Annotated in this window: 12 protein-coding genes; 6 read left to right on the plus strand and 6 right to left on the minus strand. The window is 29.6% G+C overall.

What is annotated here, in order from left to right; all coding sequences use genetic code 11:
• Positions 1 to 111 precede the first annotated feature (111 nt).
• Positions 112 to 690 carry a hypothetical protein gene (locus CEY12_RS09165; RefSeq protein WP_089027410.1) on the plus strand — a complete coding sequence of 193 codons (579 nt, stop codon included), beginning with the start codon at positions 112 to 114 and terminating at the stop codon, positions 688 to 690.
• 129 nt (positions 691 to 819) lie between these two features.
• On the opposite strand, the gene CEY12_RS09170 is transcribed toward CEY12_RS09165, so the two are convergent.
• Positions 820 to 1,929, minus strand: coding sequence for a heparan-alpha-glucosaminide N-acetyltransferase domain-containing protein (locus tag CEY12_RS09170; protein ID WP_089027411.1), 1,110 nt, complete (start codon positions 1,927 to 1,929; stop codon positions 820 to 822).
• Positions 1,930 to 2,375: 446 nt separating this feature from the next.
• On the opposite strand from CEY12_RS09170, the gene CEY12_RS22590 reads away from it, so the two are divergent.
• The 4 genes from CEY12_RS22590 (at position 2,376) to CEY12_RS09185 (ending at position 4,048) form a co-directional block, all read left to right on the plus strand.
• A complete protein-coding gene (locus tag CEY12_RS22590; RefSeq protein WP_228409827.1) occupies positions 2,376 to 2,759 on the plus strand; it encodes a hypothetical protein in 384 nt (127 codons plus the stop codon).
• A 164-nt stretch (positions 2,760 to 2,923) separates the two neighbouring features.
• Positions 2,924 to 3,163 carry a helix-turn-helix domain-containing protein gene (locus CEY12_RS22595; RefSeq protein ID WP_228409828.1) on the plus strand — a complete coding sequence of 80 codons (240 nt, stop codon included), beginning with the start codon at positions 2,924 to 2,926 and terminating at the stop codon, positions 3,161 to 3,163.
• 92 nt (positions 3,164 to 3,255) lie between these two features.
• Positions 3,256 to 3,675 carry a DoxX protein gene (locus CEY12_RS09180; protein ID WP_089027412.1) on the plus strand — a complete coding sequence of 140 codons (420 nt, stop codon included), beginning with the start codon at positions 3,256 to 3,258 and terminating at the stop codon, positions 3,673 to 3,675.
• Between the two features lie 19 nt (positions 3,676 to 3,694).
• Entirely contained in the window at positions 3,695 to 4,048 is a 354-nt protein-coding gene (locus CEY12_RS09185; protein WP_089027413.1) for a cupin domain-containing protein, read from the plus strand.
• 266 nt (positions 4,049 to 4,314) lie between these two features.
• Here the strand turns inward: CEY12_RS09185 and CEY12_RS09190 are convergent, their stop codons facing one another.
• On the minus strand, positions 4,315 to 5,889 hold the full coding sequence (locus CEY12_RS09190; protein WP_228409829.1) for a reverse transcriptase domain-containing protein: 1,575 nt from the start codon (positions 5,887 to 5,889) through the stop codon (positions 4,315 to 4,317).
• Between the two features lie 386 nt (positions 5,890 to 6,275).
• On the opposite strand from CEY12_RS09190, the gene CEY12_RS09195 reads away from it, so the two are divergent.
• Positions 6,276 to 7,466, plus strand: coding sequence for a hypothetical protein (locus CEY12_RS09195; RefSeq protein WP_089027415.1), 1,191 nt, complete (start codon positions 6,276 to 6,278; stop codon positions 7,464 to 7,466).
• Between the two features lie 16 nt (positions 7,467 to 7,482).
• Here the strand turns inward: CEY12_RS09195 and CEY12_RS09200 are convergent, their stop codons facing one another.
• From CEY12_RS09200 to CEY12_RS09215, 4 genes are read right to left on the minus strand one after another with little or no spacing between them, the layout of a single operon-like run.
• Positions 7,483 to 8,847 (minus strand): 5-methylcytosine restriction system specificity protein McrC, encoded by a 1,365-nt coding sequence (locus CEY12_RS09200; protein WP_089027416.1) that lies wholly within the window; start codon positions 8,845 to 8,847, stop codon positions 7,483 to 7,485.
• Between the two features lie 12 nt (positions 8,848 to 8,859).
• A complete protein-coding gene (locus tag CEY12_RS09205) occupies positions 8,860 to 11,175 on the minus strand; it encodes an AAA family ATPase (protein WP_157676792.1) in 2,316 nt (771 codons plus the stop codon).
• A gap of 17 nt (positions 11,176 to 11,192) precedes the next feature.
• Positions 11,193 to 12,179 (minus strand): HNH endonuclease, encoded by a 987-nt coding sequence (locus tag CEY12_RS09210; protein WP_089027417.1) that lies wholly within the window; start codon positions 12,177 to 12,179, stop codon positions 11,193 to 11,195.
• Complete coding sequence (locus CEY12_RS09215; protein ID WP_089027418.1) at positions 12,179 to 14,014, minus strand: AAA family ATPase; 1,836 nt, start codon at positions 14,012 to 14,014, stop codon at positions 12,179 to 12,181. The genes CEY12_RS09210 and CEY12_RS09215 overlap by 1 nt, the downstream gene beginning before the upstream one ends.
• Between the last annotated feature and the right edge of the window lie 61 nt (positions 14,015 to 14,075).

Raw genomic sequence — 14,075 nt, forward strand, 5'->3', positions numbered from 1 at the left:
ATTTAACTAAACGAATGTACTTATTTTTCTTTTTACTTTAGAGTAAATTCTATTGGTTAATATTTCAAAATAATAATTAAATACTAAATTTGATTCAATACAAATAATGCTATGAAACTAAAAATAGTTTTTATCTTTTTCTTTCCTTTTTTTAATGCTCAGATTTCAAATAATGTAAAACTGCTAGCAAAGAGTTTGGATACCATTTCCTACGCTGAATCACCTCATATTGACATAGATGGCCGGGAGAGTAAGATTTATAATTATTTTAAAAAACTATCGAAAATAGCTAATAATGATGAGCTTTATTTTTTTGCAAAACACGGAAGCAATTCATTAAGAATTTATTCAAGTCAGGAGTTATTCAAAAGAAATGATAAGAGATTTCTGACAATTTATCGTATTTATTCTAAAAATCCATTATTAATAACCTATCAATCAGGTTGTGTAAAATCAAAAAAAAATATTACGCAATTATTGACTGATGAAGTGTCTGCTACCGAAGAAATTCTTACAATGAGAGATGAATTGGCGAGAAAGAATAAAGGCAATAAATTAGAAAATTTCATGAAAAAAACTTTAATAGATCTTGAAGAAAATTATAAGAATCTTACACGAAAGGATTTGAGGTTTTATAAAATAGAAATGGAAAAAATAGACCAACAAAATAGTATGGGAAAATTGCCCTAGACAAAAATTGCTCTAAATAGAAAACACTTAAATCAATCAAAACTTCCAAAACAAAGTAACAATCAAATCCATTGTTTTGTTTTGGAAGTCCTAATTGAAAAAATATTTTTATTTCTTAAAATCACCGTTTTATTTCAAAACAGCTTCATCAGTTGAGATTCGACGAAACATAATCAACGGTTTCTTCTTTCTTAGGAGGTCTAAGGAGATCTGAACTGAAAACGTTAGAATCATGTAAAGTACGATCAATAAAAATACGAACCCTATTCCGTGTTGTCTATATCCAAAGATCCCCTTACCCCAAGATATTAATATCCATTGTATCATATACATTGACGTTAGATTTCTACTGCAATACTTTAAAATTCTCATAAAAGCATTTTCTTTCATCTTTAAGGATATATTAAAAATTGCCCATAGAAAAATCAATGTCCATCCTGCAAAATAAATTACCCCACCAGGTCCCATGTGGTAAAAACCACCATAATTATAGTCTCCGTATAGAAAAACCAGAGGCGCTCCAACAGCAATGAACAAGAGCCCTACATATAACATATTCTTAAATAACTTTTTACTGTCATAATTGGTCTCCTGAAACCATTTACCAAAAAACATCCCAATAATGATAAAAGACATCCATGGAAAGACTGGAAAATAGACATTAGCAGGAAAATCGTTGCTAAAAAAAAGATCTGAGATATAATTAAGAACCGGATAATCCATATTAATTCCACTTATCTCTTTCGACACTAATGCTATTAATAATCCAATAGCCAGAATACCAAATTTATTTTTCACATACTTTCTGATAAATCCAACAAACAGTAAAGATATTCCGGCCAATTGTAAAATATCACCTAATAATACCAAATACAAATATTGTTGTTCTATGGGACCATGCCATCCAAACTTTTGAATGAAGTCTTCGGAAGCAAAACCAAAAATAACGGGAATAATGAATTTCATAAAATTCATGAAAAAAGCAGCCAGTAAAAGGAGCCCTCCCCGTTTTATTGAACTTTTAAGACTTTGATGACTGGAAGTCATAAAGGTGATCCCCATACAGATCAGAAAAATAGAAGTTCCTCTGCCCAAAAAGACAATAAAGCCCCCAATAGCGGTTTCAGATCGTGATTGTACATTTGCATTGATGAGCAAGGTATGTATAATAATCATCCCTATAACACTCATTCCTTTGATCAAATCCAGTGCTACAATTCTTTTACTTTGTTGTTCCATAATTTTCTTAGTTTTTAATAAGGTCCACTATATTTATCACTGATAAAAAATGCTAAAAAATTGCTGACAGCCTATTTCTATCGCGACATATAGGCTTTATTATCTCATTGTTTTTATTTATTAAAGCAGAATAATTCGTCTTTTCACAAGTGAAATTGTTCTACCTGATTTTTCAATTTTTTGTTATCTTTTTAGATGTATTTTTATTTATTCTAAATAAAGGCAAATATACAGATAAAAAGAATATATTTTATTTTCTTGTTAAAATTTGATCATCCATTTATAATCCGACATTCTACATAAAAAATCACCAAGTTCGCATACTATCAAAATCACCAAAATAGAGTCTTGCACCATCATTTTACTTCAGCTTTTTTTGTAATTTAGATTAAAAGAAAACCATTAGTTCGTGAAACAAATGAACTCCATTTCTAATCCCCATAAAAATGATTGATGTAAAAAAATATTCAAGACAAACAGGATCTTCAGCACCAAAACGGGTCATCAAATACACTTTATTTTGGTGCAATAGCGGACGTGCCGAAATTCTGATTGATGAAAATGTATTTATTCTGGAAGCAGCCCAAACTGTAACCATTACATCCGGACAGTATCATCAGTTAAAATCGGTGGAAGGAGAACTAACTGCACTTGAATTCACGCTTGATTTTTTTTGTAAAAACGATAGTGATATTGAACTGATTTTTCATAATGGATTATTCTGTCATTTCGGAATGAATGAAATGATAAGTGTTCATCAACCTTCTTTTTTTCAGAAACACTTGACCTCATTGAAAAAGAGATCCGCGAAAAACCATATCAGTATTTAATCTCTACACATTCTCTGGTTGAATTACTACTTATAGAAATCAACCGTAGTAAAATTGCCAATGGAGATGAGATCTGGAAGCCGGATGCCTTATTTCTAAAATTCCTCGAAAGTGTTCGGAATAATTTTCAAAACAATTATCAGGTTTCCCGTTTTGCCGATCTGTTGACAACCACTGAATCTAAGCTCAATGAAGTTTCAAAACTTCACACCAATAAAACAGCACAAAATGTGATCTACAGCCTTATTATTTCCGAAGCCAAAAGGCTTCTTCTTTATGAAAAGCTATCTATAAAAGAAATCGCTTATCAACTGGGCTTTAATGATCCTTTTTATTTTTCAAATTTCTTCAAAAAACATACTCAACAATCACCAAAAGACTATCAGAAAACAGTGAAAAGTTAAATATTATATGTTTTTTCCGGAATTGTCTATTCTTTGAGCCATAGCTTTCACTGAACTTTGTACCTATAATTGATCACATAAAAATTATAAGTATGAAAACCCAACAGAATCTCGCCATCTTCCTTTTAAGAATAGCACTTGCAACAGGCTTTTTATCTGCTACTGCCAGTAGGCTAGGTTTTTGGGGAGCACAGTCTTCCGGGTGGAAAAAATTTGTAAGCTATACTGCTGAAACCAATTCTTTTCTACCTCAGTCCTTCGCACCCGCTATTGCAATACTATCAACTGCGGCAGAACTATCTATAGGAGTTTTACTTTTAGTAGGATATAAAGTAAGTACAACGGCTTTATGCGCCTCCGTTCTTACCCTACTATTTGCAATTGCCATGAGTTTTTCCTTTGGATTAAAAGAGCCACTGGATTACTCTGTTTTTGCTTTCAGTGCCGGAGCCCATGTACTCAGTACTTTTCCTAATTACAAATGGACTCTAGAAGAATTTTTAAATCAATAACACACTAAAATATATTACAATGAACACAAACATCCACGATTACATCGTAAAAACAGAACAAAAAGAATGGCAGCCTTTAATTGAAAAAGGAATTCACTACGAAGGAATATTTGTAAAATCTCTAAAGTTTGATCCAGAAAAAAACAGATCTACAACAATACTTTTAAAATTCGAACCGGGAGCAAGCTACCCTTACCATAATCATCCTGCTGGAGAAGAGTTGTTTATCATGGAAGGGGATGCAATTATAGCAGGGGCTCGCTTAGAACAAGGAGACTATCTGTATACCCCTCCTAATTTCAAACATTCTGTGAAGTCCGAAAACGGATGTATGATCTTTTTTATGATACCCGAAGAAGTTGAAATTCTTTAAAATTAGTATTCATCAATAAAAAAACCGCAGTAAAACAATGTTTTACTGCGGTTGTATAATGTTGTATAATTAAGTGTAAGTGTAAGTTTTACTTACAACTATTTATTTTACTTCTTCAAAAATAACTAGTACTGAAAACCAATTAGTTGTATCTTTAAGGTACAAACAAGATACTGATTTTAAATTTTTCAATGTAGAGAATTATTCGAAAATCGTCATTTCGTTTTATTCAATTTTAAATATTAGATAATTCTTAAAAACAAATCTTAGTATTTCAAATGTTTATTAATTGCAGTATTTAGCAAATGTTCTTTTTTCCGTAGTTGTGTAGAAAAAATATTACTGTCGAAGATTTTTTCACACCTTTTTATGTAACTAAAATAATTGGATTTATTTTTATTTACAGATGGTTTAACGATCATTGAGAACTCATCTCTCGCATTTTTTACAAGAAATGTTCTATTCCGAAACGTCTGTTTAATTTCTCCATTTTCCCCATCTAAATCTCGTAACGGTTTTTTGTATAATTTTTTAATTTGATTTTTAAACACTGCTTTTGGAATATTCGGATTTTTGTTTCTTATTGCTCGATTAGATCTTCGTCGAACAATAGAAATTAGTCTTCTATAAAATTTAGCAATATTTGTTGATTTTATACAAGTATTGTATCCTCGAAATTCAAATCCAAGGTATATTAAAGGCGCGTCTTTCCTTTCATTTCCTTCAACTTGCTTAAAGGAAGTTAGTCTACTATTTTGTTCTTGATTGTATATTGATTTTCTAAAAACGAAAGATTCGGTTTTTGAAGAACTTATTTTTAGATTGCTTTGTTTAATAAGATTTTCAACATAATTTTTTATATCTCCTAGATCATCCACATTTGCTATTATGATAATATCATCAGAATATCTTCTATAAAATCCACCCTTACCCTTTACGACTATATCTAGAATGTTTTTATCAAAATCCAACAAATATAAATTTGCAAGAACTGCACTTATAGGTAATCCTTGAGGAATACCTACTTGAATTTTTTCTTTATTGTAAAATGAGTTTTTATAAATTCTTAATTTCCCTTGTTTTATAGTATTTCGAAAATCTGCATTTGACTCAAAGAAACTTTTGAAGCCTTTTTCTCTTCTTATTTTTGCTAATTTTTTTTCATCGAACCCAGATCGTTTACCACTTTTTTGCAATGTGACCCGCAAATCATCTCTTAAAACATAACTGAACTTTGTACATGAGTTGAATACATTTTTATGGTCTGGAGGTAATTGTTCCTCATTCAACAGATCACTCCACTTTTTCTCTAATAAATGATGGTCTAAGCTAGAAAAAAAACTTTCAATATCGAAAGTTAGCACGCCAACTTCCTCTTGGTCGCCGCTACGATTTTTAATTTCATCAAAAACGTCTTTAGCAAAATGAATTGTACTCTTCCCCTTTCCTGTATTTTCTAAAATAATTTTCCTGTAAGCATTGACACAACCATCAAGTTCCAGATCTTTTTTTAATGCCGTTTCATACAATTCATTTAGTATTGAGGCGTAATATCCATAAATTAAAGCGTCAAAATGTGTAGCATAATGAAGAGGTCTTTTTTTTGCTGTTTTTTCAAATTTAAAATCATTGAGTTTGAAATTATGCGTCCTCTCTTTTTCATTTAAATGTTTTTCCGAATTTACTTTTTTATATTTCCTTTCTTTAATGATCGAATGCATTAAAGGATAAAAAGCATATTTCTGTATGAAAGAAGGATCTTGGATTTTCTTTTGATAACTTTTCCAATTTTCATTGATGCGTAAACTCGGGGATAAATGTAAATATCCCTTGGTTTTCATCCAATTTGGTTTGACTGTATCATTTCTCATAAAAAACCCCGTAGAAAGTTCTAGCAATAATGATTATTAAATTTACATACCTCCGAAGAGCGGACTAGTACCCATTAACTGAGTCATTGTAATGTTCGTAAAGATGTACTGCAACTAATTAATGTTGCTCCAATTAAACCCTATTTAATAACAGAATTAATGAATTTGGAACTACTAATTAAATTACTTATCTTGTGGCTTGAATGCGTGATGCTCCTTGTAACGGGAATATCGCATTGCAAACTTTTATCCTGCAAAAGCAGTAAGACCGAAGTCCTGTAGTCCTGACTAGATGTAAAAAATCAACTTCCTACGAGTACATCAAATATAGGAAAATAAAAAACTAAACAACTACTATGAGTAACTTTCAAATTGGTGATCTTATTTCTTTAAAAAACCACCCTTATTCTTTAAATCAAAAGACGAAAATTGGAGCAAATGCTTTAATGACCCCACCACTTATGGTAGTTACTGAAATATTAAAGCAAAATAAATTCAATCCAGATTCTGAGAATGAAGAAAAACTTTTAGGACAAGTTTTGGGCACTTTCTATAACTCTAAAAATTGTAATTACGAAAAATTTTGGTTTAATATTGACGAAATAATTCCTATTACTAGTGCAGAAAAAGAGAATATAGAAGAGAACATTGCGGGTAAAAAAACAGTTCCAACCGAATTAACTGCTGTAAAAAAAGAATATAAAGGAAAACAAGTGATTTTAAATACTGCTGATGCAGAATTGGGGAAAAAGAAAATCAGTTGGAGTGAAGAAGGTGATAAAGAAAAATTTCGTACTGAGTCCTATATGGATTTCTTACCGCCAGTAATGACCGTAATTGACGTTGTTGAAAATTCTAAATTTTTAAAAGATAGAAGAGATCCAAAAGATGGTACGTTGAAAAAAGATTCTTGCAAATTCTTATTAAAATGCAAATGGTTTAACCCTTCTAAACAATCATTTTCCGAGGATCTTATCCCTTTTAACATTGTAGAGGAAGTTATCTTTGATCAAGAAAAAATTGATATTATACAATTGGGTATGAGTGGAAGTAAATTATTTAAAATTCCAAAAATCACTCCATTTGAAGGACATCCTAAAAGTCAAATTAATAATACGTTAGTTGAAATCATCAACATGATTCTTTTAAATCATAAAGTACGGATCGTATATTCTGACTACTTTTCAAAAAAAGTGAAATCATCTTATTTACAAGATTTCGATTTTGAATCAACGAAGTTTAAAATTACAGATTTAGCTAAAAATAAATTTCCAGATTATTCGTCGAGCGTCTTTAATAATATAAAAAACTTATCTTGGGAGCAAGATAAGTTTTATGAAATCAACTATACCGACAGAAAAGGAAGATTTACACAAAGAATAATAACCAATTGCTCTACTAGCACATTTGAAAACGAAGATGAAATTGAAGAAACTTTTATCATTGCAAATTGCTTATTAAGAAAAGGAGACATTCGTCATTTTCGTTTAAAAAACATTATTGAACGATCGACTTTAACTAAAGATTTCGAAAACTTAATAATGTAACTTTAAACTGAACAGTTTAATTCACAAGTAAATTAATTTCTTGTAAATACATTTTTTTATATGAAGAAGAAACTCTGAATGAACTTTCGAAAAGGGGAATTTCTTCAGTTTCTTCTTTTACTTTGAAATCTTCTTGAGTGTGCTGACCTTTTTCTGTGAAATTTAAGTTTCCGGGATAAATGAAATATGTAGAAATAACGTCATCATTCTCGATTCCCAGTTCTCTGTAAACACTATTTAACCTGGTATAGCCAGCCAATTGTCGTGCATCTTCCATCGTGGGATTTCCGTTTAAATAACGTGGTTTGTACTTCGCATCTACAACAGCTTTTATTCCACAATTTGTATTTAGAATAAAATCTGGTTCTTGTTTATTGAATTTTTTATGATATTGCACTTCTCCTTCCAAAGAGTATCTGTCACGAAGTTTTCCAAATACAAACAATTCAAATAACTTACTCATATCTATCCAAAATGGCGGATGCAATGTTTTTGCTTTGTTGGAGTTTTTAGAAATATTGTAGTCATTTAACGCCAAAATTTGATTTCCTAATTGAATTGCACGATTATAGTTTTTAAAAAACGGATTACTCTCTTTAAAATCCAATTTACTGAAAGTATTGTCGCTTACCTGATGGAAACCACCATTGCAGTATCTTTGAATTTCTACTAAGTTTTTATATATGTCTGAATTTTTCGAATAATCTTCCAAATGAATTGAAACACAAGATAAAACAAATTTCAAAAATTGGTTTAATTCAATGTCAAAGCCAAATGCCTGAAATTTACAAATTGTTTTTGTGTAACGATTTTTAAGTATATTTTTTTTGATTTGTTGTCCTACCAATACTTTTCCTTTAACTTTATTGTTTAAATTTTCAACCTTTTCGTAATATGATTTTTTCAAACCCTTCTTTACTAAATCTTTTACAACAGATAAAAACTGGGCAATTAAAAAAGGTGTTAAAAGTGGTTGTAATTGATTGTCAATTTCAATCCAATCTTCATCGAATTTTATAGAGATCAAGCCGTCTAAATGTTCAAAGTTTTCTGGTTCTTTCAATGATTCCAAAAGCATTTGAACATAATTTACTTGTTTTTCTTCATTATTAATCTTTGGCTCAATGTAGATGTTAGCTCCTAAATTTGGAAAACAATCTAAACCAATATAATAAGACGAAGAAATACTGCAGGAGTATTGATTTTCCTCAGAATTTCTATTTAATGAAATGGAAACACAGTTTTTTTCTTTATCATTTTCAAAATTTATTTTATCTTCTAAAGTTGATAAATCAAAATAGTGCTCCCAATTTTCAATTTTTTGAAAAATAGAAATATGGTCTTTATGATAATATTCAAAATGTTCTGAAATCCTTAGCATTCTAATCTTTGATTAAAGAGAATTAATTACACTTCTTGCCGATTCTTTTAAAATACCATCTTTTATATATTCTTCTAGGATTGGTTTTATTTCATATTTAATTCTAAAGCTAAACTCAACAGGTTTTTCTTTAACATCTTCACCTTTTTCATTTTTTTCATAGTGTTGAATAAAATAAGAATGTCCGAGCCAAACATCCTTTGGATCAAAATCTGCTGTCATATATTCTGATTTTTTCATCACCACATTCTCATCCGAATAATCAATAGATGAATCATAATTTTCAATAAATAAGGAAGTAGCTTTAGAAAAAATATCTGTTTTAAAATCATCTTTTAATTCTGATTCCAAGTTCACTGGCAACACATCTACAAATGCAAACCTTCTTCTAATCGCATAATCAATATGCCCAATACTTCTGTCGGCAGTATTCATCGTACCAATAATGTATAGATTTTCAGGCAAAAGGATTTTTTGTTCACCTTCTACTTCATAGATACTATCTAAACCTTTCCCTCTATATTCTAAAGCGTAAATTAACTCGCCTAAAACCGTAGATAGGTTGGCTCGGTTTATTTCATCAATGACAAGAATATATTTTTTCTCCTTAATTTCTGTTTGATTTGTAGGAATAGCCTTACCTTCCAAAAAATCTCTAAACTTGTTCAAAACAACTATATAATAAGTCGCGTGCTGTCTTGCTGAACCAGATAAGTTGAGGTTTTTCACAATATCCTGTCTCGTAATATTATTGTCTAAATATGCCCTTTTAATATCTTTAAAACTCATTCTATGTTCATACCCTTTCCAGTTTTCGCCTATGTATAGAAAAGCATCATCCATCAAATCCACTAAATCTACATTATCTGATAATGATATTTTATCTTGCTCTAATGTTTCTGAAATTTTATCTATAAATAGATTAAATTCATCTTCTATCCATTTTTCCAAGGAAAGCTCGACAATGTCTTTTTTAGAATCTAAAAAATTATCTAGTGCAACTTTTGCAAATTTACTTATCGTTTTATTTACATTTTTATACTCGATTCTATCACCGTTTGCTTCAGCCACGATACCTCTTACAAAATCTTCATAAGTGTAACTTGGATGAAACTGTACAATTTTATATTGCTCGTGATCTTGAAGTTGTGCGATATCAGAAACGTCTAGTATTTCTCTGGCAATTAATTCTGCTCTTCTCGTTTTACCTGTTCCAGGAGGACCTTGTAGGATAATTTGTTTTTTGTATTCTAAAAGTTGAATTGTGCTATTCATTTCTTTTATTTTTACTTGATATTGTGAAATTAGTGTATTTATATTTTCTAATATATATCTTACTTTATCTCCGATTAGTTCGTTGATTTTGACTAACGAACTTACTAACTTTTCTGAAATATTTTCATCATTTATATTGTAAATCTCATCATATGTAAGACTTTGCGAATTTTGCCATTTTTTCCACGTGACTTTATCTGGCAATTTTTTTATTACTTGATGAAATATGTTTTTTTCTTCTTCTGTTCCTTCAAAATGAATATCTACCGAAAGATTGTTTCTATTTTTGTTTATTTCAAAATGAGCAGTTATATTACCGATTATATCTTTTGAATCAGCAATCCATAAAAAATTTGAAACGTTTGGAGAAATGTCTTCGATTTTAAATTGCGGATATTTCGAATCAACAATTTGTTTCACTTCATTCAAAATATCATAAAATTTATTATATCCTGTTGGCATCCATTCTTCTTTTAGTTGCCAAGGATAAGTCATAATATTATAACTATCCTCGTCATTGAGTTGTTTTTTGAAATATGTTAATATGTTATATGAGCTTTTGAACCAATTTCCGTTTTCATATTTAGGTACACTACCATCTGTAATACCTAATTGGAGTTTTTTATACAGCACCTTCAGGTGGTCTTCGGCAATAATAGTACATAAAAACTGAGGTTGAAGAGAAGCAATTAATCTATTAGTTGCAGCTTGCATACTCTGCGATGTAAATTGCCGTATTATTTTATTTATTAATATATATAAATCCCAATTAGGTTCATTTTGTGTTAATGCAAGATCTCTCAATAAAGGAGATATTTGACTCCAGTTTTGTTTTAATTTGTTTTTATCTTCATTCGTGAAACATCCTTGTTGAAGTGAAGAAACACATTGTCCTGCATTTTTTTCAAAAAACTCATTAAATACTTGTTGATCCCAATCCTGCCATTTATCAAATCTTGTTGCATTATTAATAAATAAAGGGATAAAATAGTGATATCGATTTTGCCATTCTTCTCTAAAAGGAATTTCTTTTAGAATTTCTTTTAAATCCATTTTATTTTATATATTCTTTATTTGATTGAGATTAGCTCATTTATAATGTCATTTTTGAATTTACTAAAGATTCTTTTATGGTAATTCTCTTTTTCTAACTCAATTCCAAAAATCAAGCGATATCTTTCTTCCTTTGAAATATCTATATCCGGAAACATTTTTTCCAAAAGAATATTTAGATAATTAGTAGAATATTTATATCGTAAATCAATTAAATCCTGCAGTTCCTTATCTGAATGCCCACGATAAATTAATTCTAAATTTAGTGCTTTGACAGTATCAATACCTTTGCTATTTAAAAATGAGTTGTTTTTAAATATAATTTGATTTTTAGTAATATCTAGAGGTAAATAACTAAATGAATAACTAGAAGCTATATTGTGATCAATATATGGATGTAAATGATTTGATAAGTTCAAGTTATCAGTACTTTTTATTGTATTACAAGTTGCGCAAGATGGTACTAAATTGTAAAATGAAAGAGCTAACATAGGAAAATCTTGTTTAGGAAACCAATGGTCAAATTGAGGAACCATACCTTTTCCTTTTTTTTCATAGACAAAAATATACTCTCTATTGCAATAATTACAAGTATGTTGATTTAATAGGTTAGCAAGTAAATAATTTTTTCTCTCATTTAAAAACCAATTTGTGTATCCTGAATCAACAAATAATTTTTCTGCTTGTTCTTTAAATTCCGTAAGTGACCTTCCAGGAATTGCAGCATAAGTGCGAGATTTTAAATCCATAATTTCAATTAATCTCGCTGGTTTTCCAGTAATAATTTCTTTTATTTCGTCAATAGAAAATAAATCGCAAAACTCTGTTTCTAAACCACTCCGTTTTTTAGAAGAAGAGCAATATTTACAAGAAGTCTCACCACAAGTATGACCTTCTGGATTTCTAATTAAATTGTACCTTCCTTTTAGTTTGATAGCCAGCCAACATACTGCTTCATTACTATAGGTCTCTAAAGCATTAACTTGTTCCCCTAGATAATTCATTATTCTCTAATATTAATATTTAAACCTGAGCTTCTCGCAATTTCCATTATCTGTCTTCTTGCTTGTTCTTTATCTATTTCGTCAGAGAAAATTTGATAATACATTTCATTCATTTTATATTTGAGTAAAGGTTCATCTACCAGATCAATAATTTGTTTGTGATCTTCTTTTGGTGATTCAAGAATCCATCTATTTTCTTCAATAATCTTGTTTAACTCCTGTTTTTTTTGTTCTAAAATAAGATCTTCAACCTGATCAAACAAATCAACTTCCTTCTGTAATAATTTATATCTCAACCATAATATAGCTAGATCAATCTTCTCTTTTGCAAAATCTCCCATTAAGCCGTCTGATAAAAAAAAACTATCTGCTAATAAATCATGAATGTTTGCCCCAAAAGTCTCCTTGTTATCGTTACTGATGATTGTCTCACCTGCTCCATTCTCATCTAAAAAAACAACATTTTGCTTAGGAATATCAGACAAAGTTAAGGGATCATGAGTGGTAAAAATAATTTGAATATTAGATTGAGTAGTAGAAAAATTGAAAAACAATGGAAGACTTTTAACTATAGAATTGACAAATTTTTTCTTCCATTCCGGATGATATCCTAAATCAGCTTCATCTAAAAGTAAAACGTATTCCTCTTGAATTTGTTCTTTCTCAATATTTTGAACACGCTCATATATTACTGAATAGAAATTTAATAATGCATTTTCTCCTGAACTAAGTTTTCGATCGGTAGATTTAATTCCTAAAAAATCGCTTACTCTAACCTTTTGATTATAATAATTACTAGTTAGATGATTTACAATTTCTTTTTGTAAAGCTTGTATTTTTTCCAGATTAATATATTCTGTATTAAAAGCTTTATTATTGACCGAATTATAATCTTGAATTTCATCTACTATCTCGTAGATAAATTTAAAAAGTTCTAAAACTTGTGTATTAAAAACATGCTTAGCTTTTTCTGGAGGTTGAGCATTAAAATGAACTTTTGCATTTGTAACGAAATGATTAAATAATTCTACCGCAGTGTAGTCAACTATTTCCAACTCATTTATTACGCCCTCGCTCAAGAAAGTATTATTTCTTTCCATTAAGTTAACTGTAATTGTTAAAAAAGAAGAAATGAGGTTCCGCTTGAAAATATATGCATTTATTTCATGTTGATTCAGTACATTCTCTCCTTCCATTCGACGGATTCCCACCCATTTGTCTATTTCTTCATCACATTTACTAAGAATATCTAATATTATTTGTCTAAATTGGTAGGGCGTATTATGAAACGAATCTCTAGAAATCTCCATCTTATTAGAACCTCGCAAAATTACAGTGCCTACTTCGAACTTTAATCCCTCAAAAATATTCGAAAACACTGAATGCTTTTCTCGCAAACTTGACGATAAAAAACTCATCTGTCTTGCAGTACTTAAATGCTCTAAATCTTGCTTTGGATTTAAACTCCATCCGTTTTCATTAGGTTCTTTTTCATCATCTATTATATTTTCTAGATCCCTTCTAAGAATTGTGTCTAAAGAAATATCATTAGGATCAACATCAAAATTATAATTGTCAATATAATCTAAGTGCGGACTGAAATAAATTATATTATCTTCATAGTTATATGGAAATGTGCTTATTCTACGATTCTTTATATATCGTAAAATACTAGATTTTCCTGTTCCATTTTTGCCAACAATAGCCGAAACCATAGAAATATTTTCACCCCAAAAATCTCCATTTATTTCACCTAAATTTATTTCAATTTCTCTCTCCTCATTACCAAAGACGTGAGGTATTTCGTAAGCATAAAATTTAATTTGTTGAATCATTTATTATTAGTTTGTTTTTTAATTTAATTATTGGTTATTAATTTTCAAAACACGTAGGATT

The sequence above is a fragment of the Chryseobacterium sp. T16E-39 genome (genome assembly GCF_002216065.1).
In the GTDB taxonomy this organism is placed as follows: domain Bacteria; phylum Bacteroidota; class Bacteroidia; order Flavobacteriales; family Weeksellaceae; genus Chryseobacterium.

Coding starts and splice junctions, on each gene's coding strand:
- CEY12_RS09190 (WP_228409829.1), bottom strand. CDS start 5,889: ATGAAAACCAAGGGATATTTACATTTATCCCCGAGTTTACGCATCAAT.
- CEY12_RS09210 (WP_089027417.1), bottom strand. CDS start 12,179: ATGAATTATCTAGGGGAACAAGTTAATGCTTTAGAGACCTATAGTAAT.
- CEY12_RS09195 (WP_089027415.1), top strand. CDS start 6,276: ATGAGTAACTTTCAAATTGGTGATCTTATTTCTTTAAAAAACCACCCT.
- CEY12_RS09200 (WP_089027416.1), bottom strand. CDS start 8,847: ATGCTAAGGATTTCAGAACATTTTGAATATTATCATAAAGACCATATT.
- CEY12_RS09205 (WP_157676792.1), bottom strand. CDS start 11,175: ATGGATTTAAAAGAAATTCTAAAAGAAATTCCTTTTAGAGAAGAATGG.
- CEY12_RS09215 (WP_089027418.1), bottom strand. CDS start 14,014: ATGATTCAACAAATTAAATTTTATGCTTACGAAATACCTCACGTCTTT.
- CEY12_RS09185 (WP_089027413.1), top strand. CDS start 3,695: ATGAACACAAACATCCACGATTACATCGTAAAAACAGAACAAAAAGAA.
- CEY12_RS22590 (WP_228409827.1), top strand. CDS start 2,376: ATGATTGATGTAAAAAAATATTCAAGACAAACAGGATCTTCAGCACCA.
- CEY12_RS09165 (WP_089027410.1), top strand. CDS start 112: ATGAAACTAAAAATAGTTTTTATCTTTTTCTTTCCTTTTTTTAATGCT.
- CEY12_RS09180 (WP_089027412.1), top strand. CDS start 3,256: ATGAAAACCCAACAGAATCTCGCCATCTTCCTTTTAAGAATAGCACTT.
- CEY12_RS09170 (WP_089027411.1), bottom strand. CDS start 1,929: ATGGAACAACAAAGTAAAAGAATTGTAGCACTGGATTTGATCAAAGGA.